This is a genomic window from Streptomyces sp. PA03-3a (assembly GCF_033792735.1).
In the GTDB taxonomy this organism is placed as follows: Bacteria; Actinomycetota; Actinomycetes; order Streptomycetales; family Streptomycetaceae; genus Actinacidiphila.
On sequence record NZ_JARAVM010000028.1, the window covers coordinates 66,976 to 90,293 of the forward strand.

Consider the following 23,318-nt stretch of genomic DNA (forward strand, 5'->3'; position numbering starts at 1 on the left):
GGCCAGGACTATGCCGCCGCGGCCCTTCCGTGTACATCGGCGACCACGCAACTGACGTTGTCCGGACCGCCGGCGGCGTTGGCCAGCTCCACCAGCGTGCGCACCGCCGCCTCGGGCCCGGCGCCGGAGGCCAGGACGCGGTGCAGTTCCCCGTCCGGTACGACGGTGGACAGGCCGTCGGTGCACAGCAGGTAGCGGTCGCCGGGACGCGGGTCGTGCAGCCGCAGGTCGGGCAGGCGCCCGGCCGGGCGGGTGCCCGAGCCCAACGCCCGTACGAGCAGCGCCCGCTGGGGGTGCGAGGCGGCCTCGGCCTCGGTCAGCCGGCCCTCGTCCACCATCGACTGCACCATCGTGTGGTCGTGCGTGATCCGGAAGAGCTCGCCCTCGCGCAGCAGGTACGCCCGCGAGTCGCCGATGTGGACGAGGGCCAGCCGCTCCCCGGACCACAGGAGCGCGGTGAGCGTGGTGCCCGAGTCCGCGAAGCCGCGCACGGTCTCGTCGGCCCGGTCCAGCGCGTCCTGCAGCATGTCCAGCAGACCGCCCGGGGCGGCGCCGGTGTCGATCTCCCTCAGCGCGTCGACGGCGGCGGCGCCCGCGGGCGCCCCCTCGCCGCCGAAGCCGTCGGCCACCGCCAGCAGCCGTTCGCCGGCGTAGGCGGTGTCCTGGTTGCCGGGCCGGACGAGGCCGGCGTCGGAAAGGGCGGCGTAGCGCAGTTCCAGGGGGTGGTTCGCGTCGTTCACGGCGGAGTCCTTCCGGGACAGGTGATCGACGAGGAAGACGGCCAGGTCCCGCCGGGCGCCGTGCGCGGCCTCGGTACGCGCCCAGTACGCCCGGATCTCCCGCGCGGCGGCGGGCGCGTCCAGCGCGCACACTTCCCGTATGCGGGCCAGCGGCATCCCCAGCCGCCGCAGCCAGGCCACGAGCCGGGCGCGCTCCAGCTGGGCGGGCGCGTAGTGGCGGTAGCCGGTCAGCGGATCGACCCGCGCGGGCGTCAGCAGCCCCAGCTCGTCGTACAGCCGCAGCGCCTTCGGCGACAGCCGGGACGCCTTCGCGAACGCCCCGATCGTCAGCGACTCCATGGCGGGCTCCTTTCCTCGGGCCGGGCACGCCGCCCGGCCGCCTCGATGCTGCGGCCTGCCCCAAGGTCAAGGTCAACCGGCCGCCCGGGCTCGTTCACAGGGCGATCGGGCGATAGGCGAATGCCGCGTCGACGATCCGCTCGGGCGGGGCGTCCTCGAGACCGGCCGGCGGGTGGAAGATCAGGTCGCAGGCCCGCGGGTGCGGGGTGTTGCAGTCGAAGAGCAGCAGGTAGTAGTCGGTGTCCTCGCCGGCCGGATCGGCCTCGACACGGCGGACGATCTCGGCGAGTTCCTCGCGCGTGACGTCGGCCACCCGTGTCCGGGCGGGCCGGGCGGCCTCGCGGGCGAACTCCTCCAGGCCGCGCGACGCGTCGTAGCAGGTGAAGTCGGACAGCAGGTAGTCGTGGCCCGTGCGCCCGTTGAACGCGGTCACGGCCTGCTCCGCCGGTTCGCCGGATCCGGCCAGGTCCTCGATCCGCTCGATCTCACGGGCGAGTTCCGCCAGTCGTTCCGGGCTGACGGGCGGCGGGAGCAGTTCGGGTCGAAGGTCCACGCAGGCATGGTGCCCGCGGGCGCCGACATCGGGCGTGTGCGTGGCGGGCCCGCGACCCGACCCGGGGGGGGGTAGGTCACACGACCGTAACGAGACTTTTGCAAGCACCTTGCTTGCAAAAGTTAGCACCGCGCGGCATGCTCGGAGACATGGCTTCACTGAACGTCGGCACCCTCGGCGAGTACCTGCGGGAGCAGCGCCGCAACGCGCAGCTGTCCCTGCGTCAGCTCGCCGACGCCGCGGGGGTGTCCAACCCCTACCTCAGTCAGATCGAGCGCGGGCTGCGCAAGCCCAGCGCAGAGATCCTGCAGCAGCTCGCCCGGGCGCTGCGCATCTCCGCCGAGACCCTGTACGTGCAGGCCGGGATCCTCGACGAGCGGGACCAGGGCGACGGGATGGAGGTGCGGACCGCCATCCTGGCCGACACGGCGATCAACGAGAAGCAGAAGCAAGTCCTCGTGCAGATCTACGAGTCGTTCCGCAAGGAGAACGCCGCAGTGGAGGAAGCTCTTGACGAGCAGCCCGCTGCGCCGCGCGAGCACGCGGCGAAGAAGGCGGCGAAGAAGGCCGTCGCCGTGCTGAAGCCGAACGCGTCCGGACCGGCCGGACAGGGCAGCGGCGGTGGCGGCGGCGACGCCGCGGCCGCCGGGTGACCGGCCGCGCCCCGGAGCGCGGGACGAACGATCCGACAGACGTATCCGCCACCATCCTCAAACGGGAGAAACCCTCATGGCGATCACCGAAGACATCGTCAAGACCCTCAAGGACCCGACCCCGCTGTACGCGCTGGCCGGGACCGCGGACCTCGCGGCCGAGAAGCTCAAGGAGGTCCCGCCGCTGATCGAGAAGATCCGCGCCGAGGCCCCCGAGCGGATCGAGAAGATCCGCGGCACCGACCCCAAGGCCGTGCAGGAGAAGGTGACCGCGCAGGCCAAGGACGCGCAGACCAAGGCACAGGCCAAGGTCAACGACCTCCTGGGCACCATCGACGGCGACCTGCGCAAGCTGCGCGACTCCGCGCAGGACTTCGCGCTGCAGCAGGTGGGCCGCGCCGCCGAGTACGCGGTACGCGCCAAGGAGGCGTACGACGGCCTGGCCGAGCGCGGCAAGGACGCGGTCGCCACCTGGCGCGGCGAGGCCGCCGAGCAGGTCGAGGACATCGCCGTCGCGATCGAGCCGGAGCCCGTCCCGGCGGCACGGCAGGCACCGGTCTCGGACACCAAGCCGGCGCCCGCTCCCGCCCCCGCGCCGTCTCCGGCGCAGGACGGCCAGGGCAAGAAGGGCGCCCCCGCGGCGGCCAAGAAGGCACCCCCGGCCAAGAAGCCCGCGACGCCGGGGAAGCCCGCTTCCTGAGCGGCCGACCATCACGGGCCGGGCACGTATGGCGTGCCCGGCCCGTTGTGCCGGTACGGTGGGAGCCGATGACGGAGGTGGACGGCAATGCTGGTGCAGGGCTTCTACGACTTGCTGGGCTGGGTCTCCATCGCCCTGCTGGTGTTCGCGCTGTTCGCGCTGGTCGACGCGGCCATCCGGCGCGAGGACGCCTACCGGGCGGCGGACAAGAAGACCAAGGCCTTCTGGCTGATCATCCTGGCGGTGGCGGCGGCGCTGATCGCGATCCTGCCGATCATGTCGTTCCTGCCGATCATCGGCCTGATCGCGGTGATCGTGTACACGGTCGACGTGCGTCCGGCCCTCAAGCAGGTGTCGGGTCCGCGGCGGCGCGGCGGCAGCAGCAGCGACGGCCCGTACGGCCCCTTCAACCGCTGAGGCGGTCCTCCCCCGGCCGGCTGGCCGGCCGGGGCCGCCGGTTCAGGCGCCCGACTCCAGGAGCATGAGAGCGACGTCGTCCGTCAGCTCCCCGCCGTTGAGTTCGCGCACCTCGGTCATGGCCGCGTCCAGCAGCTCCTCGCCGGCGAGTCCGGCCGACAGCTGCCGCCCGACCAGGTCGACCATGCCCTCCTGGCCCAGCCGCTGCGCGCCCAGGCCGATCCGGCCCTCGATGAGCCCGTCGGTGTAGAGCATCAGGCTCCACGCCTCGCCCAGCTCGAAGCGCGCGCCCTCCCAGCAGTCCTTCTGCGGCAGCAGCCCGAGCGCCGGGCCGCCGTGCTCGTACGGCAGCAGCTGCGGCGCCATCCCGGACAGCGACAGCAGGGGTGCCGGGTGACCGGCCAGCCACAGGTCGGCGGCGCGGCCGTCCGGAGTGATGTCGACCTGGCAGAGGGTCGCGAAGATCTCGTCGTCGGAGCGCTCGTGCTCCAGGACCTGCTGGAGCGTGCCCAGCAGGGCGGCCCCGCACAGTCCGGCCAGGGTCAGCGCGCGCCAGGCGATGCGCAGCTCCACGCCGAGGGCGGCCTCGTCCGGGCCGTGGCCGCAGACGTCGCCGATCATCGCGCGCACGGTGCCGTCCGGGGTGCGGACGGTGTCGTAGAAGTCGCCGCCGAGCAGGGCCCGGCTGCGGCCGGGCCGGTAGCGGGCGGCGAAGCGCAGGTCGGCGCCGTGGAGCAGCGGTGTGGGGAGCAGCCCGCGTTCCAGACGCGAGTTCTCCTGGGCGAGCAGCCGGGTCTCGGTCAGCTGGCGCTGCGCGACGTCCGCGCGCTTGCGCTCCACCGCGTAGCGGATGGCCCGGGTCAGGTGGGACGGGTCCAGGTCGGCGGGCGTCAGGTGGTCCTGGGCGCCGACGCGGACGGCTTCCGCGGCGCGCTCGGCATCGGTGTCGGTGCCCGCGGTGAGCACCAGCACGGCGGTGCGCGGTGCGAGCCGCAGCAGCTGCCGCAGGCTGTCCATCGCGTCGGGCGCGCCCTCGGCGGCCTGGGCGGAGAGCTCCAGCAGGATGCAGTTGACGTCGTCCCGGAGCAGGCGCTCGGCCTCGGTCAGGTTGCGGGCGCGGCGGATGCGGACGCGTGTGCCGGAGACGTCCAGCAGGTCGGGGACGGTGAAGGCGCCGGCGGGGTCGTCACCGATGACGAGCAGGGTCAGGGCAGGGGAGGTCCGGCCGTCGGCCAGGGGTGTTTCCTGGCGCGGCCCCGGCACGGCGGCGTACTGGTCGGCGCGCCGCCCGGTCGCGGACATCGGCGACATCGGACAATTCCTTCCCTCCCCCCGAGGGCAACGTCCCGGAGCGGTCGGATCGGTCGGATCGGTTGCTCAGCTCCGAGAACACTGAAGGGCGACCATAGCGGTAGCGCCCGGCGGCGGGGGAGCCCTGTTGGTGAACCGCGCGTGTCATATGCGGTGCTGAGCTGCGGATTTCCGCCTCGGGAGGACGAACCGGGCATGACCAACGTCACGTTTGCCCCATCGCGGCGTGGTGCGCGTCACGCGGCGGGGGTCACAGGACGCAGGTCGCAGCGGGGCGCCGGGCCCTCTCTCGTCACCCCGGGCGCACGACCCCGAGGACGGGCATCGACCCGGCCCCGCCACCGTGATCCGCCGCCCGGGGCGCGGCGCGTGGACGATGGCGCCGTCGCCCACGTAGATACCGACGTGACTGCCGTCGTCGAAGTACACGACCAGGTCGCCCGGGCGTATCCGCGTGACGGGGACGCGCGGCAGAAGCCGCCACTGCTCCTGCGAGGTGCGCGGGATGCCGACCCCGGCGGCGCGCCAGGCGGCCCGGTCAGTGCGGAGCAGTCGTAGGCGGCCGGGCCGTCCGCCCCCAGCACCTCCGCCGCGTATCTGACGGTCCGTCACATGACTGCGGATGGTGCCACGAAGGCGCGAATCGGCCGCAGGCGCGGGCCCGCGCATCGCGCTCCCGCGCCGTCCCGGTCCCGTGCCGTGCCGGACCGGCTCGGCGGCGGGGATCAGCGCGGCGCCGGCGCCAGGGCCTCCCAGCGGACGGTCACCTCGCCCTGGCGCCAGCGGGCCGGGGTGTCGGTGACCGGCCAGCCGCCCGGACCCGCCAGGCTGCGCACCGTGCGGATCCAGCGCTGCCGGGCGCCCAGTGAGGCGAAGGGCGCGGCAGCCGCCCACGCCCGGTCGAAGTCGGTGAGGAACGCGTGGACCGGCTCGCCCGGCACATTGCGGTGGATCAGCGCCTTGGGCAGCCGCTCCGCCAGGTCGGAGGGGCGCTCCAGCGAGCCGAGCCGGGTGGCGAAGGTCACCGTGCGCGGCCCCTCGGGGCCGAGCGCCACCCACACGTGGCGGCGGCCGATCTCGTCGCAGGTGCCCTCCACCAGCAGCCCGTCCGGCGCGAGCCGGGCCCGCAGCCGCGTCCACACCTCGGCGACCCGCTCCTCGTCGTACTGGCGCAGCACGTTCGCCGCCCGGATCAGGGCCGGCCTGCGGCCGCCCGGGAGGGGCACCTCGAAGCCGCCGTGCGCGAAGGAGAGCCCCTCGCGCGCGTACGGCCGGGCGGCGGCGACCCGGGCCGGGTCGATCTCGATGCCGACGACCTCGGCGTCGGGGCGCGCGGTGCGCAGCCGTACCAGCAGCTCCAGGGCGGTCCAGGGTGCGGCGCCGTAGCCCAGGTCCACGGCGAGCGGGTCGTCGCTGCGGCGCAGGGACGACCCGTGCTGGGCGGCGATCCAGCGGTCCATGCGGCGCAGGCGGTTGGGGTTGGTCGTCCCCCGGGTCACCTCTCCGACCGGCCGTGTCGCACGCATGCGTCGAGCCTATGCGAGGCGGCGGGCGCCGGATCCGGGGCATGTCGACGGTCACGCTTTGGCAAAGCGGAAATGGATCTAGGCCTTCCGCCGGTTGTCACTGTTGAAGGGTGGCGCCCGCTCAGCCGCCCGCCGGAGAAGTGGAGGACGCGACGTGAGCCAGTACGTGGCGAAGGTCCTGACCGGTGGTGGGCACCGCCGGCTGCGCCGCCATGCCGGCGGGCGCCGTCCGCGGCGCGTGGCCATGCTCAGCGTTCACACCTCGCCGCTGCACCAGCCCGGCACCGGGGACGCGGGCGGCATGAACGTCTACATCGTCGAGCTGGCCAAGCGGCTCGCGGAGGGCCCCGGCGTGGAGGTGGAGATCTTCACCCGCGCCACCACGGCCGCCCTGCCGCCCACGGTCGAGCTGGCCCCCGGGGTCCTGGTGCGGCACGTGGACGCCGGCCCGTACGAGGGCCTGAACAAGGAGGACCTCCCCGCGCAGCTGTGCGCCTTCACCCACGGGGTGATGCACGCCGAGGCCAGCCACCGGCAGGGCCACTACGACCTGGTGCACTCGCACTACTGGCTCTCCGGCCACGTCGGCTGGCTCGCCGCCGAGCGCTGGGGCGTCCCGCTCGTCCACGCCATGCACACCATGGCCAAGGTCAAGAACGCCTCGCTCGCCGAGGGGGACACCCCCGAGCCCACCGCCCGGGTCATCGGCGAGACGCAGATCGTCGGCGCCGCCGACCGGCTGATCGCCAACACCGCCGAGGAGTCCGACGAGCTGATCCGGCACTACGAGGCCGACCCCCGCAAGGTCGCCGTCGTTCACCCCGGGGTGAACCTGGACCGCTTCCGGCCGGACGCCCACGGCGGCCGCGCCGGGGCCCGCGCGCGCCTCGGCCTGCCGCAGGACGCGGTGATCCCGCTGTTCGCCGGGCGGATACAGCCCCTCAAGGCGCCCGACATCCTGCTGCGCGCCGTGGCGATCCTCCTCGCGGAGGACCCGTCGCTGCGCGAACGCCTCGTCGTCCCCGTCGTCGGCGGGCCGAGCGGCAGCGGCCTGACCAGGCCCGAGCGACTGCACAAGCTCGCCGCCCGGCTGGGCATCTCCGACCTGGTGCGCTTCCAGCCGCCGGTCGCCCAGGACCGGCTCGCGGACTGGTACCGGGCCGCGTCCGTACTGGTCATGCCCTCCTACAGCGAGTCGTTCGGGCTGGTCGCCATCGAGGCACAGGCCTGCGGCACGCCGGTGGTGGCGGCATCGGTCGGCGGACTGCCGGTGGCGGTGAAGGACGGCGAGACCGGGTTCCTCGTCGCCGGTCACGACCCCGCCGACTACGCGCGCGCCCTGCGCCGCTACGTCGATCACCCGCAGCTGGTGCCCGCCATGGGCGCGGCCGCCGCCCGGCACGCGGAGTGCTTCGGCTGGGACGCCGCGGCCACGCGGACCGCCGAGGTGTACGCGGGTGCGATGGCCGAGCGCCGTCGTCGCCTACGATCGCCGCATGGGTGAGCGGGAGCAGACGGCGGCACGCGCGGCGGTCGAACAGGCACTGCAGGACGCGGAACTCGACTGGGAGACCGGCGCCGGGGGCGAGTACGTCGTCAAGCTCCCCGGCACGCGCAAGCTCTCCACCACCGTCGCCCTCGCCGTGGGACGGCACACCCTCACGGTCAACGCCTTCGTCGTGCGCCGCCCCGACGAGAACCACGAGGCCTTCTACCGCTGGCTCCTGGAGCGCAACACGCGGCTGTACGGGGTGGCCTACGCCATCGACGCGCTCGGCGACGTCTACCTCTCCGGCCGGCTGCCCCTCGTCGCGGTGACACCCGAGGAGGTCGACCGGGTGCTCGGCGCCGTCGTGGAGAACGCCGACGGCAGCTTCAACACGCTGCTGGAGCTGGGCTTCGCGGACGCGATCCGTAAGGAGCACGCCTGGCGGACCGCGCGCGGCGAGTCCACGCGCAACCTCGACGCCTTCACCCATCTGATCGGCAAGGCTGACAAGGGCGCCGAGTAGCGTCCCGCCGCCCCGGCCCCGCGACGTGCCGGCGGGACGTCCGCACGGGGTGCGGCGCGCTCGACCGCGCTCTAGCAGTCCGCGGTCGGCTCCGGCACCCGGGCCGGGGCCGGCGGCGCCGCGTCCACCGGCTTGGCCCGCGCCCCGCGCTCCCGCAGCAGCAGCCAGTAGCCGGCGCCGGCGACGGTGCCGACCACGGCGCAGGCCCCCCACACCACGCCGCCGCCCCACCGGTCCAGCGCCACCCCGCCCAGCAGCGGCCCGGCGAAGGACGCCGCGGGCCAGGACAGGGAGTACATCCCCTGGTAGCGGCCGCGTGCGTGCGACGGTGCCAGGTCGGCGACCAGCGACATCGAGGCCGGCGCGTGCAGGATCTCGCCGACCGTCCACACCGCCACCGTCAGCGCGTAGAACCCCACGGAACCGGCGAAGGCGGTGAGGCCGAAGCCCCAGCCCATCAGCAGCGTGCCGGCGGTGAGCAGCGCCGCCACGCTCCGCCGCTCGACGAGCCGGGTCAGCGGGAGCTGCAGGAGCACGATCAGCAGGCCGTTGAGGCCGATGACCAGGCCGTACTCGCTCGCGGTGAAGCCTTGGCGGCCCATGTGGACGGAGAGGGTCGTTGAGCCCTGCTGGGTGACCGTGCCCAGCAGGAACGTCAGGGCGACGAACGCCATGAAGCGCCGGTCGCGCAGCACGACCCCGAGGCCGACCCGGGACTCCTTCGCCCTGGCGACGTCCGCGGGCGGCGCTCCGGATGCCGCGGGCTCGTGGCCCGGCATGGACTCCGGAACCTTGGCGTAGATCACCAGTGCGCAGAGCAGCGTCATGAGTGCGTCGCCGAGGAACAGCCAGTAGTAGCCCTGCGAGGCGATCAGGCCGGCGGCCGCCGAGGAGACGGCGAAACCGATGTTGATCGCCCAGTAGTTGAGGGAGAACGCCCGTACGCGGTCCGCCGCGGGCACCACGTCCGCCATCATCGCCTGCACGGCCGGCCGCGACGCGCTGCTCGCCAGGCCGATCACCAGGGCCACCGCCGCGATCGCCGCCTGCCCGTGGACGTACGCCAGCGTCGCCGTGGCGGCCGCGGTGGCGATCTGCGCCAGCAGCATCGTCGAGCGCCGCCCGACCCGGTCGGTCAGCACCCCGCCGACGACCGCGCCGAAGGCCCCGCCGAGGCCGTACAGGGAGGCGACGAGACCGGCGTAGGTGGCGGAGTACCCCTGGTCCCCCGTGAGGTAGAGGGCGAGGAAGGTGACGACGAAGCCGCCGAGCCGGTTGACCAGCGTGCTGGTCCACAGCCACCAGAAGGTCCGGGGGAGTCCCGAGACGGTCTCCCGTACGGCACGTCTGACATCGGGCACGGCGGCTGCTCCTCGCGGTGTTCGGGGCGTCGTAGGCGTAATGGGCCAGGCTGGCCTGCGCAGCTTACAGGCGCCCTCCGGAGGGGACCAAGGGGTTTTCTCTTAGACTCCTTGGCATGGCAGAAGCTCCCTACAAGCTGATCCTCCTCCGCCACGGCGAGAGCGAGTGGAACGCGAAGAACCTCTTCACCGGCTGGGTTGACGTCAACCTCAACGAGAAGGGCGAGAAGGAGGCGGTCCGGGGCGGCGAGCTGCTGAAGGACGCCGGACTCCTCCCCGACGTCGTCCACACCTCCCTCCAGAAGCGCGCGATCCGCACCGCGCAGCTGGCCCTCGAGGCCGCCGACCGGCACTGGATCCCCGTCCACCGCAACTGGCGCCTCAACGAGCGCCACTACGGCGCCCTCCAGGGCAAGGACAAGGCGCAGACCCTCGCCGAGTTCGGCGAGGAGCAGTTCATGCTCTGGCGCCGCTCCTACGACACCCCGCCGCCGCCGATCGAGGACGGCAGCGAGTTCTCCCAGAGCGACGACCCGCGCTACGCCTCCATCCCGCCGGAGCTGCGCCCGCGCACCGAGTGCCTGAAGGACGTCGTCGAGCGCATGCTGCCGTACTGGTACGACGGCATCGTCCCGGACCTCCTGACCGGCCGCACGGTGCTGGTCGCCGCCCACGGCAACAGCCTGCGCGCCCTCGTCAAGCACCTCGACGGCATCTCCGACGCCGACATCGCGGGCCTGAACATCCCCACCGGCATCCCGCTCGCCTACGAGCTCGACGCCGACTTCCGCCCCGTGACCCCGGGCGGCCGCTACCTCGACCCCGAGGCGGCCGCGGCGGCGATCGAGGCCGTGAAGAACCAGGGCAAGAAGAAGTAAGGATCGAGATCCCGCCCCCGACCTGCGCCTATGGTGCGGATCGGGGGCGTTTTCGCAGTCTGGGCCCAGTCGGGGCCCTCAGAGCCTCGGGCGTCCGCCGCCCACGTTGCTCCTATCAGAGTGCAATCGCTGGCATCTGCCTGGCGTTCGCGCTCGCCGGCTCTGATTGGATGCCGCAATGCATGAGCTAGGCACTCACCCGGAATCCGGTCTGACGAAGAACATCTGGACCGACGCCGACTTCGACGAGATGGGGTGGCACGAAGTCACCATCCACGGTATGTGCGTGCAGCCAGGGGCCGCCGATGACTCACTGCCGCGTCTGCTGCTCGACATCGACTACATCGTCCGCTGGGTGCATCCAGTCCCGCCTAAGAAGCACTTCAGCTTGTGGATCGCGCCGTCCACGCTCGTCTTCGAGGACGTTTGGGACGTAGAAGGCGACCTCGACTTCAAGGGGATGGCCTTGAGTCTCGACATCGATCATCTTCGGCGCTCCACCGCAGAAGACAAGCGTGACGAACCGCTGTGGCACATCGAAGGTCACTACTTCGACCTCAAGTTCCGGGCCACTGGATACCGTCAGTATCTTCGACAGGCTCCCAGACTCTCGCCCCGACTGGTTCTCTCACTCCGTGACCGAGGGGGTCTCTCCTTCGCGGAGACTGCGTTCGAGTGAGTCCGAACCGGCGAGGGTTGGTGGAGAGACTTCAAGTCTGGCTGGGCGGCACAGGACGGAAGAATCAAGGATCTTGATGACGCCCCGACCGGCGCCGCCCTATGGCGCCGGTCGGGGCGCTTTCCTCAGTGCCCCGACTCCGGCGGCCGGAGTGCGATGCCGAGAGCCTTCCGGGCCCGGTCCCGACTGCTGGGCATGAGGTGCGCGTACACCTTCAAGGTCAGCCCCGGGTCGGAGTGCCCGAGGTACTCGCTCACGGCTTTGATGCTCTCGCCGGCGTCCAGGAGAACAGACGCGTAGAAGTGCCTTAGGGCATGCATGCCGTGTTCGCGTGCGGCGGCGTGCTCGCGACTCTTGGCCCCGGGGATGACGCCGACCTTGGCGAGCGCGGGCTTCCAGTGGTCTTCGTTCAGCGACGTACGCCAGACGTGCCCACCGTTGGGCCCGGTGAAGATCAGCCGCTTGGTCACGGGCTGACCGTTCGCCCGCATCCACGGCAGCGTGATCTCAACAGGTGGGAAGCGCTTGATGTGCTCCTGGAGTGCTTCCGCCACGGGATCGGGCAGAGGGACGTCACGAAGCTTGCCGCCCTTCGGGGGCGCGAACACAGCCTTGCTCAGACTGAGCTTGAGCTGCTGCACCACGTGCAAGGTGCTGCTGTCGAAGTCCAGCTCATCCACGGACAGTCCAAGGATCTCGCCTTGTCGTAGGCCACAGCCGGCGCCCATGTCCACCATGGGCCGGAAGCGCTCGACCATGGCGGCCCGCATGGCGAAGACGCGTCCCGGCTCCCAGGGGACGACCCGGCGCGTGCCCATCTCGGGGAGCGTCACCGTGCGCGAGTTGCACGGATTCCCGCGAAGATAGCCGTCCTCTACAGCCGCAGAGAGCACGGCCCGGACGTTGGAGAAGATCACACGGGCGTACGCGCCGGACATGCCGGACGCTTCGAGCTGCGTCACGAACTCGCGGATGTGGCTGGGCTGGAAGGACCCCAGCGGCCGCGACCCGATCCGCGGGAAGGCGTGCAACCTGAGCTGGGACTGCATCGACGCGCGGGTGTTCGGGTCCCCGCTCTGGCTCGCGAGCCAGCCCTCCGCGAACTCCTGAAACGACGTCCGGGACGCGTTCGGGTCGATGTAGTCACCGCGAGCCACGTCCGCAGCCATCGTGCTCAGCCACTGCTCAGCAAGGCGTTTCTGCGCTCAGCCCCTTCAGCCGACGCACGACCTGGGTGACATCCAGCACGCGGACGCCCGGATCGGTGAGCACCGCGTCATGGGGCACGTCGTCGCACACCAGCTCCACGTACTCGTCCGTCATCGCTCCCCCCGCCTCTCTCCGGCTCGGAGACTACGAGCCCTGAAATGCTGTGTCGCGTCGATTCGGTGGCGTCGAAGACGGCGGCCACGGTGCGGCGATAACGCGGCGTTGGCGCAGATCAGCATTTGCCCGGGCAGGGCATGGGCCAGGCGGTGTCCGCAGCCTTGGTCTGGGCTTGATCCGCTTCGGCGGGCATCCGGGATCAGGAGTTCAGCCCCGGGGGATGTCCGGGCAAGACCCGGGGCGAGGAGAAGGAGTTTTCGTGGTCATGCTCCTGATCCGCGTCCGCAGAAGTGCCGCAAGGCCGACCCGGACCCGGGGCGCCCGGGTTCGGCACAGCCTGCGGCTCTCCGGGCCGGGCCCCGTGCGGGAGCGCCCCGCGGCGCGTGGCTGCGGGGCGCCTTGCGGGGGCTAGTCGACCTGTTCCCCGTCGTGCGTTCCGCCCTTGCAGAGGTTGCCCTCCTCGTTGATGGCGGGCGTTCCGCCACCGTCCCTGCACTCGGATGGGCTGACGAAGGATGGGGCACCCTGTGCGGCGGCGGTGGCAGTCGCGGCGCCTGTGAGGCCGAGTCCGGCGAGGGCTGCCGTGGCCATGACGGCGGTGAGGATTCGACGTGTGCGCATGTGGTTCCCCTTTCACGGATTGCCTCTGTGGGGGCACTAGCCAGCTTGATCTTCACCCATGTGGGTGGCGCGTCCTGTTGCGCCATTAGGCTGACGGCGCAGTCATCGGCCGTCCAGCCGGTGTGCCGGCGCATGAGGTCCGTCGGTTCGGGTCCGGCGAGAGCGCATGCTCGACCCGGATCCCCCGGCCACCGCTTTCGGTGGGGGCGGAACATCCGTGCGAAGATCACGCCCGCGGCCGCCGGGTCGCACATTTGTCGCATGGGGGGCCTTGCTGTAAATGTCATCGGATGGACCGTGTTGGCGCTCTACTGGCTGCTGACCTTCGTCCCCGGTATCGCCGCCCTCTGCGTCGGCTGGGTTCCGCCGTGGCTCAGGAAGACGGTGTCGTCGCCGCGCCTCAGCGGCTGGGCTGACATCTGCGCAGGCTTCGGAGGCACGCTCGGTGTGGGCCCGGTCCACCGCCACCTGGCCGGGACACCGATGTCGGTGGTCGCCACGACCGTGAGCTTGTGCCTCTTCCTCGGCGCCTTCGGTCTCTACCGGCGGTCCTACCGGCCGGCGCCCGTCGCGGCGGCGGATGCGCCCGACGCCGTGCCGCAGCGGACCGTGACGGCCGCCGTCCCCGCGGCGGCCGACTCCCACCAGCCGTAGACGCAGGGCGACTTCGTCCCCGCGCGACCGTGGTGCGCCGGCGCCTGACGGGACATGCGGTGCGCATGGAGGGCGAGTCCCTGGAGCAGTGGCTGCGACGGCGCGAGGAACGGCAGGCACGGAAGGTGGGCCGGCTCCGTGCCGGCACGCTTGCTCAGGGGCCGCTGCGGGGCGCTCACGTCGCACCGGACGCCCCGCGTCTGATCTCGCGGTGGGACGGACACACCTGGCGACCGGTCGCCGTCGTCGCCGACCTGGCGCAGGCCAGGGCCGTCCTGCGCGCGGCGCGGAACGGCCTGCAGGCGACCCCTGCGGCCGGAGGCGACGGCGGGGCCGCGCCCGCCTCCCGCCTGTCGGCGGCCGCCGACAGGCGGGAGGCGAGACTGCGGGCGCTGCCGGACGAGTAGCCGGGCCCCGGTGTGCCCACCGCCGCTCAGGAGTGGAAGCCCCGGCCGAACTCCTCGTGCGGGTAGGTGAAGTCGTTCGGGCGCTCCCTGCGCAGCACTTCGTACCGGGCCGAGACCCCGTCGATCGCCCCGGGGATCGAGCAGCCGAATGCTTCCCGGATCGTCCGCACCGCGTGCATGATTTGGTGGTCGAGGATGTCGCGGTCCACGCTCGCCGGCAGTACGGTCACGGGTCCTCCCAAGTCGCCCTCCGAGCACGGGAGTACAGCAACCGCGCGGGCGGCGGTCAACCGGATTCGCCCCGCCGCGGCGCCCGCGGGGCCGGTGTCGGTGGCCGTCGCTAGCATCGGCGGCAGCCTTCGGGGAGGGAGCCATGGGGTACACCGGCGATGTGGTCCTGGCGCGCTGCGACACACCATTGGAGCGGCTGCCCGTGCTCGGTGACCCCGCGCGGTGCATCGAGCAGCTCGACGAACACCTGGAGGTGTGCGGGCCGCGGCCGGGGGGCTGGCAGACGCTGCGACTCGGCACGGGGCTCCCGGACAACGAACACGACCAGTGGCTGGACGCACTGGTCGAGGCGACCGGTTCGCCCGTCCTGATCGCGAGCGTCTTCGACAGCGACGTCTGCCTCGTACGCGGCCGCACGCCGTCCGGCGCGGAATGGTCCGCCTTCCTCGACCCGGAGATGGCCGCCGACTACGAGATCGCCGGTTCCCCGCCGCCCGTGGACGACCCGCCCCCGGGGGAGGGCGAGAAGGAGCGGAACGTCCGATGGATGCTCGCGGAGGTGCCCGGAATCGCGCGGGAGATCGCCGACTGGGCCGCCGAGGCCGGGTTCACCGCGGATCTTAAGGCGCTGCGCGAGGTGCTCGCCGAACGGGCGGACCCGTTCGTGGAGGACCTCTTCCTCAAGCTGATCGACGCCTGCGGACTGCCACCCGCCCGACCCGAAGGAGAGGACCCCGTGGAGATCGACTCCCGCGCGCACCCCGGCCACCGCCCCGTTGACGGCGGCCCGCACGGCGTCGCGCTGGAAAAGGCGGTGCTGAACCTCCCCCGCGACGGGAACCTGGTGCTGGAGTGCGCCGGGGACGAGCAGTGCTACGCCCAGGTGTGGCACCGCCCGGACGGCACGTACCAACTGGAGTACCGCGACCGCGCCCCCGCCGAGCACTACCGGACGCGTACGGTCTCGGCGGAGAAGGTCGTGGCGGCCCTGCAGGGTTGGACGGCCGGCGGGGCCGGCTGGCGGGACGCCTTCCAGTGGGAGTCGATCGGCTCCTGGTTCACCGATGTCTAGAAGCCTGAGGTCGTTGCCCGTGACCGAGCCCTCCCTTCACTCCGTCTCGACGGCCGGTGCGTACGACGCCGTCGCCGTCCGCTATGCCGAGCTGTTCCACGACTACCTCGACTCGCTACCGCTGGACCGCGCGGTCATAGCGGCCTTCGCCGACTCCGTGCGGGCGGCCGGTGGCGGGACCGTCGCCGACCTGGGGTGCGGCCCCGGGTACGTCACCGCGCACCTCCGGGACCTCGGGCTGGACGCGTTCGGCGTCGATCTGTCGCCCGTGATGATCGGCCTCGCCCGCGAGGCGTATCCCGGCCTGCGCTTCGACGTCGGCTCCATGGACGCCCTGCACGACGTCGCCGACGGTGAGCTGGACGGCATCCTGTCCTGGTACTCGGTCATCCACACCCCGCCGCGCGACCTGCCCTCGTACTTCGACGAGTTCCACCGGACCCTGGCCCCGGGCGGACACCTCCTTCTGGGCTTCTTCGAATCCGGCGGGGGCCCCCTCGACGCGTTCGACCACAAGGTGACGACGGCCTACCGCTGGCCGATCGACGACCTCGCCGCCCTGGCGGTCACCGCCGGTTTCACCGAGACCGCCCGCATGCTGCGCGAGCCCGGACCGGAGGAGCGCTTCCGCAGGGGCCACCTGCTCATGACCCGGGACGGCGGTCGCCGTGACGCCGATGAGTTTCCGGTGCCGGGGCCGTCCTAAGGGCGTACGCGCCCATGCGTCAGGAGGAGGCAGCGATGACCACCGACGGATTCACCACGTGCCTGTGGTTCGACGGGAAGGCCGAGGAGGCGGCGGACTTCTACGTCTCGGTCTTCAAGAACTCCGCGATCGGCAAGATCGGCCGCTACACCGAGGCCGGCCCGGGGCCCGCCGGGTCCGTGGTGGCCGTGGAGTTCACGGCCAACGGCCAGAAGTTCGTGGCGCTCAACGGCGGACCCCAGTTCACCTTCAGCGAGGCGGTCTCGTTCCAGATCCGCTGCGCCGACCAGGCAGAGGTCGACCACTACTGGGAGAAGCTCACCGACGGCGGTGAGGAGGGCCCCTGCGGCTGGCTGAAGGACCGGTTCGGGGTGTCGTGGCAGGTGTTCCCCGAGGTGTTGCTGGAGATGATCGCGGACGCCGACCCGGAGAAGGCCACGCGGACCACGAAGGCGATGCACTCCATGAAGAAGCTGGACCTCGCCGCGCTGCGCCGCGCGTACGACGGGGCGTGAGCGGGGGAAACGGCGTCGGGGGCCCGTCCGGAGTGACCGGACGGGCCCCCGAGCGTGAAGAACGCGGGTGGCGTGGAGTCGGTGGAGTCAGCAACTGCCGCCGCAGCGGCAGGGTGCTCCGGACTGGCAGCCGCATCCGCAGCCCGATCCGCAGCCGCACGCTCCGAGCAAGGGCAGCTCACGGATGCCGGGGGACTGCGGGGTCCCCTCGGGGGACGGCTGGTCGCGGGCGGTGGGTGACGTGGGGGACTCGGGCATGATTACCCTCCTCTGCCGTTGGCGACGGCTGCCTGCATGCCTTTCACCAGTGAACGACGCCCCACCCCGGCGCATCAACGGCGCGCGGAAGCGTTTCCCCCGGAGGGTGCACCCGCCCCGCGCGCCGTCACGCGCCGTACGGCCGACACGGCCTAGTCCGCCGGCATCGGGGTGGGCGGCGGGGACAGCTCGTCGGCGTGCTCGCCCGTGACGAGGTAGACGACGCGCTTGGCGACCGAGACCGCGTGGTCGGCGAAGCGCTCGTAGTAGCGGCCGACGAGCGTGACGTCCACGGCCGTCTCGATGCCGTGCTTCCAGCGGTCGTCGAGCAGGTGCTGGAAGAGCGTGCGGTGCAGCTCGTCCATGCGGTCGTCGTCCGCCTCCAGCTGCAGCGCGTCGTCGACGTCCTTGGTGACGATGACCTCGGCGGCCTTCGCCATCAGGCGCTGAGCCAGCTGGCCCATCTCCAGGATCGTGCTGTGCAGGTCGCGCGGGACGGCGGTGTTGGGGAAGCGCAGCCGTGCGAGCTTCGCCACGTGCCGGGCGAGGTCGCCGGCGCGCTCCAGGTCCGCGCTCATGCGCAGGCTGGTGACGACGATCCGCAGGTCGGTCGCGACGGGCTGCTGGCGGGCGAGCAGGGTGATGGCCCGGTTCTCCAGCTCGCGCTGCAGGTCGTCCACCTTCTCGTCGGCGGCGATCACGCTCTCCGCGAGCTTGAGGTCGGCGTCGAGCAGTGCCGTGGTGGCCCGCCCGATCGCGGAGCCGACCAGCCTGGCCATCTCGACCAGGCCGTCACCGATCGAGTCGAGTTCCTCGTGATATGCGTCGCGCATCGCATTCCTTCCGTTGCCGCTTCAGCCATTCGAAAAGAGGATTGTCCTCCCACGCTGACACGCCCCCAACCTCGCGGGCGCACGCGTACCGCCCGAGCATCCGGAATGAACCGGCACTGACACCACGGTGAACTCTTGGCAACGCGCGTTCGAGAAGACGCTCCGACCCTGTGGGCCACTCATTTCGTCCCCCTAACCTGGGTGTATGGACGTGAACGCGGCAGTCGCCGCAGCCAGTGCGATCGCCGGGCTCTGCACCGGTGTGATCGCTGTGCTCGCGTTCCGCTGGAGCGAGCGGGAACAGGCCCGCCCCACACGCACATCCCTGCGGCCCGACGCCGCAGCCGTACTACCGCCGGGTGTGGACACGGTGCTGTCCGTGCTGCGCTCGTCGGCCGTCGTCCTCGACGAGGGCGACACGGTGGTCAAGGCGAGCTCGGCGGCGTACGCCCTCGGGCTGGTCCGCGGCGGCAGGCTCGCCGTCGACCAGATGCTGCAGATGGCCCGGGAGACGCGGCGGGACGGCGAGATACGGCAGGTGGAACTGGACCTGCCCCGCCGGGGCGCCGGCCGCGGGGAGGGCCTGGCGGTCTCCGCCCGGGTGGCACCACTGGGCTCGCGCCTGGTCCTGCTGCTGGTCGAGGACCTGACGGACGCCCGGCGCATCGAGGCGGTACGGCGAGACTTCGTCGCCAACGTCAGCCATGAGCTCAAGACCCCGGTCGGCGCGCTGTCGCTGCTCTCCGAAGCGGTGATGGACGCCAGTGACGACCCGGAGGCCGTCGAGCGCTTCGCGGGCCGGATGCAGATCGAGGCCGCCCGGCTGACCAGCCTGGTCCAGGAGATCATCGACCTCTCCCGGGTCCAGGACGACAACCCCCTCGACGACGCCGAGCCCGTCGCCGTCGACGACCTCGTCGCCGAGGCCGTCGACCGCTGCCGCCATCCGGCGAACGCCAAGCAGATCACCATGGCCACCGGCGGTGCCCCGGACCTGTACATCTGGGGCAACCGCAGCCAGCTCGCGGCCGCACTCGGCAACCTCGTCGAGAACGCGGTCAACTACAGCCCGGCCCGCACCCGCGTGGGGATCGCGGGCCGCAGGGTCGCCGCACCCGGTGGCGACCTGATCGAGATCTCCGTGACCGACCAGGGAACCGGCATCTCCGAAAAGGACCGGGACCGCATCTTCGAGCGGTTCTACCGGGTCGACCCGGCGCGTTCGCGCGCCACGGGCGGCACCGGGCTCGGTCTGTCCATCGTCAAGCACGTGGCCGCCTCCCACGGCGGGGAGGTCACGGTGTGGAGCGCCGAAGGCCAGGGCTCCACCTTCACCCTGCGGCTGCCCGAAGCCGCGGTGTCCCGGGACGCCCGGGACCGCTCCACCGCCGTGGCGGCGGAGGAAGGGGAGCCCGGGCCCGGCTCCGGCTCCTCCTCCGCGCTCTACGAGACGTTTCCCGATCACATCCCCGCCCCGGAGGTCCTTCCGTGACCCGAGTACTCGTCGTCGAGGACGAAGAGTCCTTCAGTGACGCCCTGTCGTACATGCTCCGCAAGGAGGGCTTCGAGGTCGCCATCGCGGCGACCGGACCCGACGCGCTGGACGAGTTCGAGCGCAACGGCGCCGACCTGGTCCTGCTCGACCTGATGCTGCCGGGCCTGCCCGGCACGGAGGTCTGCCGGCAGCTGCGGCTGAAGTCCACCGTCCCGGTGATCATGGTCACCGCGAAGGACAGCGAGATCGACAAGGTTGTCGGTCTCGAAATAGGAGCGGACGACTACGTCACCAAGCCCTACTCCTCGCGCGAGCTGGTCGCCCGCATCCGGGCGGTGCTGCGCCGCCGCGGCGAGCCCGAGGAGATCTCGCCCTCGGCGCTGGAGGCCGGACCGGTCCGCATGGACGTCGACCGGCACGTCGTCACGGTGGGCGGCGGCAAGGTCGACCTGCCGCTCAAGGAGTTCGACCTCCTGGAGATGCTGCTGCGCAACGCGGGCCGCGTCCTCACCCGCATGCAGCTGATCGACCGGGTCTGGGGCGCCGACTACGTCGGTGACACCAAGACCCTCGACGTCCACGTCAAGCGGCTCCGCGCCAAGATCGAGCCGGACCCGGGTGCCCCGCGCTACCTGGTGACGGTCCGCGGCCTGGGCTACAAGTTCGAGCCGTAAACCGGCCGCGGCCGGCACCGCCGGACGTGAAGGGGCCCCGGGAGCGATGCGCTCCCGGGGCCCCTTCGTGTACCGGGGTGCCTCAGCCGGCGGGCGACTCGGTGATCGTCTCCGTCTCGGTGGGCGAGGCCGTGACGCCCTCGGCGGGCGACTCGCCCGGGCTCGCGGTCTCGGTGGGCGAGGGCTTCGCGCTCGGCCCGAAGGAGGTGTAGTAGCCGGCGGCGGGCAGCGCCAGGCTCGGCAGGGAGACCTCACCGGTCTTGCTGAAGTCGAAGACGACGTCCTTGAAGTCCCCGTCGTTCTTGCTCTCGGAGCCGCCCTTGAAGACGGCGGACGCGTTGCCGTCGCCGCCGAGCAGCACGGAGCTGTGACCGGGGAGCGTGATCGGGCCGGACAGATCGGCGTCCAGCTCACCGACCTTCACGGAGTCCAGGGTCTGCTGGTCGTCGCCGTTGTTGAAGATCTTGGCCGTCACCGAGGAGGAGCCGTCGGAGGTGGCCTGGGTGAGCACCACGACGTTCTGGACCTCGATGTCGCCGACGCTGGTCGCGGCGTTGTCCGGCCTGATGCGCAGCGTCTCCGCGTTGTTCCCGGCGGCGCAGGCGGCAAGCGGGAAGAGCGAGAGTGCGAGGGCGGCGGCGAGAGCGCCGCGTCGAAGGCTGCTGCTCACGGCGGCGGCATCTCCTTGGGCGGGGTACGGACGTACGGGACTTACGGGTTACCTGGTGCGGGATCAGGTTACCGAGCCCGTTCGGCGCGCCCGCACCCGGCCACCCCCGGGCGGGCCGGGGCTTCACCCGCCCGGGTGTCCCGGGGGCGTTCCAGGGGCCGCCGGGGGCCTTACGCGGGGCGCCGGACAGTCCGGCCCGGGCGCGGCGGAATCCATTCCGGGATTCCACCGAACGATTCCCGCCACACCGGCAAGATCCATTTACCGTTCATCCGCCGGACGGAAATCCGGCGTGGTGCGAAAATGGATCGCATCAAGCCCGTGGCGGCCGAACGGAGTAGCGGGAGACCCCCCGCAAGAGAGCGACAAATCGGGATGTTCCTCCCCTTGTCCAGGCCGTCCGCAGGGTGTAACGGGGGCGTTTCAGGGCCCCTCGGCACCCGCTCCGACCTGCGAATTCCGCCTTCCGTCAGTCCTTCGCAGCACGTTCCGGTCGCACTTGTCAAGCCCCGAGATATGCCCTGACCTGCGAAAACGCCATTCAGAACCAGCCGTTCCCGTGTTACCCTGGATAGCCACGGAAGGGGTACCTGTCACATGACGTTCAAGGTTGGCGACACCGTGGTCTATCCCCATCACGGGGCCGCGCTGATCGAGGCCATCGAAACTCGCCAGATCAAAGGCGTGGACAAGACCTACTTGGTGCTCAAGGTCGCCCAGGGCGACTTGACGGTACGCGTGCCCGCGGACAATGCGGAGTTCGTCGGCGTGCGCGACGTGGTCGGTCAGGAAGGGCTGGACCGGGTCTTCGAGGTGCTGCGCGCACCGTACACCGAGGAGCCCACCAACTGGTCCCGCCGCTACAAGGCAAATCTGGAGAAGCTCGCCTCCGGCGACGTCATCAAGGTCGCGGAAGTCGTGCGTGACCTGTGGCGTCGCGAGCGGGAGCGCGGGCTGTCGGCCGGTGAGAAGCGCATGCTCGCCAAGGCCCGCCAGATCCTGGTCAGTGAGCTCGCGCTCGCGGAGAACACCAACGAGGACAAGGCCGAGACCCTCCTCGACGAGGTCCTCGCGTCCTGACGCGGATTTCCGCCGTGGTGCCCGGTGCGTTCCATACGCCGGGCACTGCGGCATGCCGGGGCGCCTTCACGGTGACCTGGCACTTCGACGACGCCGAGGAGCCCCCTCGTCTTCGTTCGCGCGTCGCTTCCCCCTGCATACTGGGTGCCGGGCCCGGGCAGCTGGCCCTGTCGGGGTCACGGAAGGGTCCGACAGGGGCTTCGCGCCCGGCACGTTGAGGCGATACCCATTTCGGCCAAGGACACAAACCTGACTACCGCGGCAGTCATTCCCGCCGCCGGACGTGGAGTCCGGCTCGGCCCCGGTGCGCCCAAGGCGCTGCGCACCCTGGGCGGCGTCCCGATCCTCGTGCACGCGGTGCGTGCCATGACCCGCGCCCGCGCGGTGTCCCTGGTCGTGGTGGTGGCGCCCCCCGACGGGGTCGCCGAGGTCAGGGCGCTGCTCGACAGCCACGGCCTGCCCGAGGCGAAGGACATAAGGATCGTCGCCGGCGGCGAGAGCCGGCAGGACTCGGTACGGCTCGGCCTGGCCGCGCTGCCGGACGAGGTCGAGGTGGTGCTCGTCCACGACGCCGCCCGCCCGCTGGTGCCGGTCGACATGGTCGACGCCGTCGCCGCCGCCGTGCGCGACGGGGCCCCGGCCGTCGTGCCGGGGCTGCCGCTCGCCGACACCGTCAAGGAGATCGACCCGGCCACCGAAGCCGTCGTCGGCACCCCGGACCGCTCGCTGCTGCGCGCCGTCCAGACCCCCCAGGGCTTCGACCGGGCGACGCTGCTCAAGGCGCACACCACGGTCACCGGGGCGGTCACGGACGACGCGAGCATGGTGGAGCGGCTCGGCGTCCAGGTGCTGGTCGTGCCGGGGCACGAGGAGGCCTTCAAGGTCACCCGCCCGCTGGACCTGGTCCTCGCCGAGGCCGTGCTCGCCCGCAGGAGGGCCACCGATGACTACTGAGCCGACCGCCGCCGCCCCGCACGTCCCCCTGCTGCCCCAGGTGGGCATCGGCACCGACATCCACGCCTTCGAGGCGGGCCGCGAACTGTGGGTCGCAGGCCTGCTCTGGGAGGGTGAGGGGGACGGCCTGGCCGGGCACTCCGACGCCGACGTCGTCGCGCACGCCGCCTGCAACGCGCTGTTCTCCGCCGCCGGCATGGGCGACCTGGGCGCGCACTTCGGCACCGGGCGCCCGGAGTGGTCCGGCGCCCCCGGTGTGACCTTGCTCACGGAGGCGGCCCGGATCGTCCGCGAGGCGGGCTACGACATCGGCAACGTGGCCGTCCAGGTCATCGGCCCGCGCCCCAAGATCGGCAAGCGCCGCGACGAGGCCCAGAAGATCCTGTCCGCCGCGGTGGGCGCCCCCGTGGCCGTCTCCGGCGCGACGACCGACGGTCTGGGCTTCACCGGACGCGGCGAGGGACTGGCCGCCGTGGCGACCGCCCTGGTGGTCCGACACGCGAAGTGACCGGCGGCCCGGACGAGTTGACCCGCCGCCCGCGGGGCCGCGCCGTCCGCCGTACGGGTGAAGCGGCCGCCGGCCGGCAGGCCGGGCGGCCGGTGCCACGGCCCCCGCGAGCGTCACAACACCGTGAAGCTCACGCGAAGCGGAC

General features: G+C 72.0%; 27 protein-coding genes and 2 pseudogenes. 17 read left to right on the top strand and 12 right to left on the bottom strand.

Annotation, left to right across the window (positions count from 1 at the left end):
- Positions 1 to 8: 8 nt before the first annotated feature.
- Positions 9 to 1,079: a MerR family transcriptional regulator gene (locus PV342_RS29395; RefSeq protein WP_400805838.1), complete on the bottom strand. Its 1,071-nt coding sequence runs from the start codon at positions 1,077 to 1,079 to the stop codon at positions 9 to 11.
- Positions 1,080 to 1,173: 94 nt separating this feature from the next.
- Positions 1,174 to 1,632, bottom strand: a complete 459-nt coding sequence (locus PV342_RS29400; RefSeq protein ID WP_400805835.1) for a bacteriocin immunity protein — start codon at positions 1,630 to 1,632, stop codon at positions 1,174 to 1,176.
- Positions 1,633 to 1,781: 149 nt separating this feature from the next.
- Between PV342_RS29400 and PV342_RS29405 the strand changes: the two genes are divergently transcribed.
- The 3 genes from PV342_RS29405 (at position 1,782) to PV342_RS29415 (ending at position 3,402) form a co-directional block, all read left to right on the top strand.
- Positions 1,782 to 2,285, top strand: coding sequence for a helix-turn-helix domain-containing protein (locus PV342_RS29405; protein ID WP_089227663.1), 504 nt, complete (start codon positions 1,782 to 1,784; stop codon positions 2,283 to 2,285).
- A gap of 76 nt (positions 2,286 to 2,361) precedes the next feature.
- A complete protein-coding gene (locus PV342_RS29410) occupies positions 2,362 to 2,985 on the top strand; it encodes a hypothetical protein (protein ID WP_400805833.1) in 624 nt (207 codons plus the stop codon).
- A gap of 87 nt (positions 2,986 to 3,072) precedes the next feature.
- A complete protein-coding gene (locus PV342_RS29415; RefSeq protein ID WP_018559616.1) occupies positions 3,073 to 3,402 on the top strand; it encodes a DUF2516 family protein in 330 nt (109 codons plus the stop codon).
- Positions 3,403 to 3,444: 42 nt separating this feature from the next.
- Here PV342_RS29415 and PV342_RS29420 read toward each other — a convergent pair whose 3' ends face one another.
- The 3 genes and pseudogenes from PV342_RS29420 to PV342_RS29430 form a co-directional block, all read right to left on the bottom strand.
- Positions 3,445 to 4,713, bottom strand: coding sequence for a PP2C family protein-serine/threonine phosphatase (locus tag PV342_RS29420; protein ID WP_360999729.1), 1,269 nt, complete (start codon positions 4,711 to 4,713; stop codon positions 3,445 to 3,447).
- Between the two features lie 292 nt (positions 4,714 to 5,005).
- Positions 5,006 to 5,297, bottom strand: a pseudogene (locus tag PV342_RS29425) (C40 family peptidase); the annotation flags it as partial.
- A 141-nt stretch (positions 5,298 to 5,438) separates the two neighbouring features.
- A complete protein-coding gene (locus PV342_RS29430; RefSeq protein WP_018559613.1) occupies positions 5,439 to 6,239 on the bottom strand; it encodes a class I SAM-dependent methyltransferase in 801 nt (266 codons plus the stop codon).
- A 154-nt stretch (positions 6,240 to 6,393) separates the two neighbouring features.
- On the opposite strand from PV342_RS29430, the gene mshA reads away from it, so the two are divergent.
- Both mshA and PV342_RS29440 read left to right on the top strand, forming a co-directional pair.
- Positions 6,394 to 7,743, top strand: a complete 1,350-nt coding sequence (gene mshA / locus PV342_RS29435) for a D-inositol-3-phosphate glycosyltransferase (RefSeq protein ID WP_386995517.1) — start codon at positions 6,394 to 6,396, stop codon at positions 7,741 to 7,743.
- Positions 7,736 to 8,251, top strand: coding sequence for a YbjN domain-containing protein (locus PV342_RS29440; RefSeq protein ID WP_386995516.1), 516 nt, complete (start codon positions 7,736 to 7,738; stop codon positions 8,249 to 8,251). Before mshA ends, PV342_RS29440 begins: the two co-directional genes overlap by 8 nt.
- Positions 8,252 to 8,322: 71 nt before the next feature.
- On the opposite strand, the gene PV342_RS29445 is transcribed toward PV342_RS29440, so the two are convergent.
- A complete protein-coding gene (locus PV342_RS29445; protein ID WP_400805828.1) occupies positions 8,323 to 9,612 on the bottom strand; it encodes an MDR family MFS transporter in 1,290 nt (429 codons plus the stop codon).
- Between the two features lie 116 nt (positions 9,613 to 9,728).
- On the opposite strand from PV342_RS29445, the gene PV342_RS29450 reads away from it, so the two are divergent.
- Entirely contained in the window at positions 9,729 to 10,490 is a 762-nt protein-coding gene (locus PV342_RS29450; RefSeq protein WP_400805825.1) for a phosphoglyceromutase, read from the top strand.
- A gap of 178 nt (positions 10,491 to 10,668) precedes the next feature.
- Positions 10,669 to 11,169, top strand: coding sequence for a hypothetical protein (locus PV342_RS29455; protein ID WP_400805822.1), 501 nt, complete (start codon positions 10,669 to 10,671; stop codon positions 11,167 to 11,169).
- Between the two features lie 125 nt (positions 11,170 to 11,294).
- Here PV342_RS29455 and PV342_RS29460 read toward each other — a convergent pair.
- The 3 genes and pseudogenes from PV342_RS29460 to PV342_RS29470 form a co-directional block, all read right to left on the bottom strand.
- Positions 11,295 to 12,371, bottom strand: a pseudogene (locus tag PV342_RS29460) (tyrosine-type recombinase/integrase); the annotation flags it as partial.
- On the bottom strand, positions 12,355 to 12,492 hold the full coding sequence (locus PV342_RS29465; RefSeq protein WP_400805819.1) for a hypothetical protein: 138 nt from the start codon (positions 12,490 to 12,492) through the stop codon (positions 12,355 to 12,357). The pseudogene PV342_RS29460 and the gene PV342_RS29465, both read right to left, overlap by 17 nt.
- Before the next feature lie 411 nt (positions 12,493 to 12,903).
- On the bottom strand, positions 12,904 to 13,116 hold the full coding sequence (locus tag PV342_RS29470) for a hypothetical protein (protein ID WP_360999741.1): 213 nt from the start codon (positions 13,114 to 13,116) through the stop codon (positions 12,904 to 12,906).
- 297 nt (positions 13,117 to 13,413) lie between these two features.
- On the opposite strand from PV342_RS29470, the gene PV342_RS29475 reads away from it, so the two are divergent.
- Entirely contained in the window at positions 13,414 to 13,770 is a 357-nt protein-coding gene (locus PV342_RS29475) for a hypothetical protein (RefSeq protein ID WP_500319323.1), read from the top strand.
- A 65-nt stretch (positions 13,771 to 13,835) separates the two neighbouring features.
- Positions 13,836 to 14,177 (top strand): DUF6087 family protein, encoded by a 342-nt coding sequence (locus PV342_RS29480; RefSeq protein WP_500319325.1) that lies wholly within the window; start codon positions 13,836 to 13,838, stop codon positions 14,175 to 14,177.
- A 26-nt stretch (positions 14,178 to 14,203) separates the two neighbouring features.
- Here the strand turns inward: PV342_RS29480 and PV342_RS29485 are convergent, their stop codons facing one another.
- Positions 14,204 to 14,407 carry a hypothetical protein gene (locus PV342_RS29485; protein ID WP_500319327.1) on the bottom strand — a complete coding sequence of 68 codons (204 nt, stop codon included), beginning with the start codon at positions 14,405 to 14,407 and terminating at the stop codon, positions 14,204 to 14,206.
- A 143-nt stretch (positions 14,408 to 14,550) separates the two neighbouring features.
- On the opposite strand from PV342_RS29485, the gene PV342_RS29490 reads away from it, so the two are divergent.
- Genes PV342_RS29490 through PV342_RS29500 form a run of 3 tightly spaced genes read left to right on the top strand, consistent with a single transcriptional unit; the run spans position 14,551 to position 16,701 of the window.
- A complete protein-coding gene (locus PV342_RS29490; protein WP_500319329.1) occupies positions 14,551 to 15,480 on the top strand; it encodes a hypothetical protein in 930 nt (309 codons plus the stop codon).
- A 19-nt stretch (positions 15,481 to 15,499) separates the two neighbouring features.
- Positions 15,500 to 16,186 carry a class I SAM-dependent methyltransferase gene (locus PV342_RS29495; RefSeq protein WP_400805808.1) on the top strand — a complete coding sequence of 229 codons (687 nt, stop codon included), beginning with the start codon at positions 15,500 to 15,502 and terminating at the stop codon, positions 16,184 to 16,186.
- Between the two features lie 35 nt (positions 16,187 to 16,221).
- Positions 16,222 to 16,701, top strand: a complete 480-nt coding sequence (locus PV342_RS29500) for a VOC family protein (RefSeq protein ID WP_018559605.1) — start codon at positions 16,222 to 16,224, stop codon at positions 16,699 to 16,701.
- Between the two features lie 410 nt (positions 16,702 to 17,111).
- Here PV342_RS29500 and phoU read toward each other — a convergent pair whose 3' ends face one another.
- Positions 17,112 to 17,792 carry a phosphate signaling complex protein PhoU gene (phoU, locus tag PV342_RS29505; protein WP_018559604.1) on the bottom strand — a complete coding sequence of 227 codons (681 nt, stop codon included), beginning with the start codon at positions 17,790 to 17,792 and terminating at the stop codon, positions 17,112 to 17,114.
- A gap of 205 nt (positions 17,793 to 17,997) precedes the next feature.
- Between phoU and phoR the strand changes: the two genes are divergently transcribed.
- Entirely contained in the window at positions 17,998 to 19,284 is a 1,287-nt protein-coding gene (gene phoR / locus PV342_RS29510; RefSeq protein WP_386995498.1) for a two-component system sensor histidine kinase PhoR, read from the top strand.
- A complete protein-coding gene (gene phoP / locus PV342_RS29515; protein ID WP_018559602.1) occupies positions 19,281 to 19,961 on the top strand; it encodes a two-component system response regulator PhoP in 681 nt (226 codons plus the stop codon). Before phoR ends, phoP begins: the two co-directional genes overlap by 4 nt.
- An 82-nt stretch (positions 19,962 to 20,043) precedes the next feature.
- Here phoP and PV342_RS29520 read toward each other — a convergent pair whose 3' ends face one another.
- Complete coding sequence (locus PV342_RS29520) at positions 20,044 to 20,631, bottom strand: DUF461 domain-containing protein (RefSeq protein WP_400805805.1); 588 nt, start codon at positions 20,629 to 20,631, stop codon at positions 20,044 to 20,046.
- A gap of 597 nt (positions 20,632 to 21,228) precedes the next feature.
- Here PV342_RS29520 and PV342_RS29525 point away from each other — a divergent pair.
- The 3 genes from PV342_RS29525 (at position 21,229) to ispF (ending at position 23,173) form a co-directional block, all read left to right on the top strand.
- The gene (locus PV342_RS29525; protein WP_018559600.1) at positions 21,229 to 21,711 is read left to right on the top strand and encodes a CarD family transcriptional regulator; all 483 of its coding nucleotides are present in this window, start codon (positions 21,229 to 21,231) and stop codon (positions 21,709 to 21,711) included.
- A 222-nt stretch (positions 21,712 to 21,933) separates the two neighbouring features.
- Positions 21,934 to 22,665, top strand: a complete 732-nt coding sequence (ispD, locus tag PV342_RS29530; RefSeq protein ID WP_089227713.1) for a 2-C-methyl-D-erythritol 4-phosphate cytidylyltransferase — start codon at positions 21,934 to 21,936, stop codon at positions 22,663 to 22,665.
- Positions 22,655 to 23,173: a 2-C-methyl-D-erythritol 2,4-cyclodiphosphate synthase gene (ispF, locus tag PV342_RS29535; RefSeq protein ID WP_400805802.1), complete on the top strand. Its 519-nt coding sequence runs from the start codon at positions 22,655 to 22,657 to the stop codon at positions 23,171 to 23,173. The genes ispD and ispF overlap by 11 nt, the downstream gene beginning before the upstream one ends.
- Positions 23,174 to 23,318 lie beyond the last annotated feature (145 nt).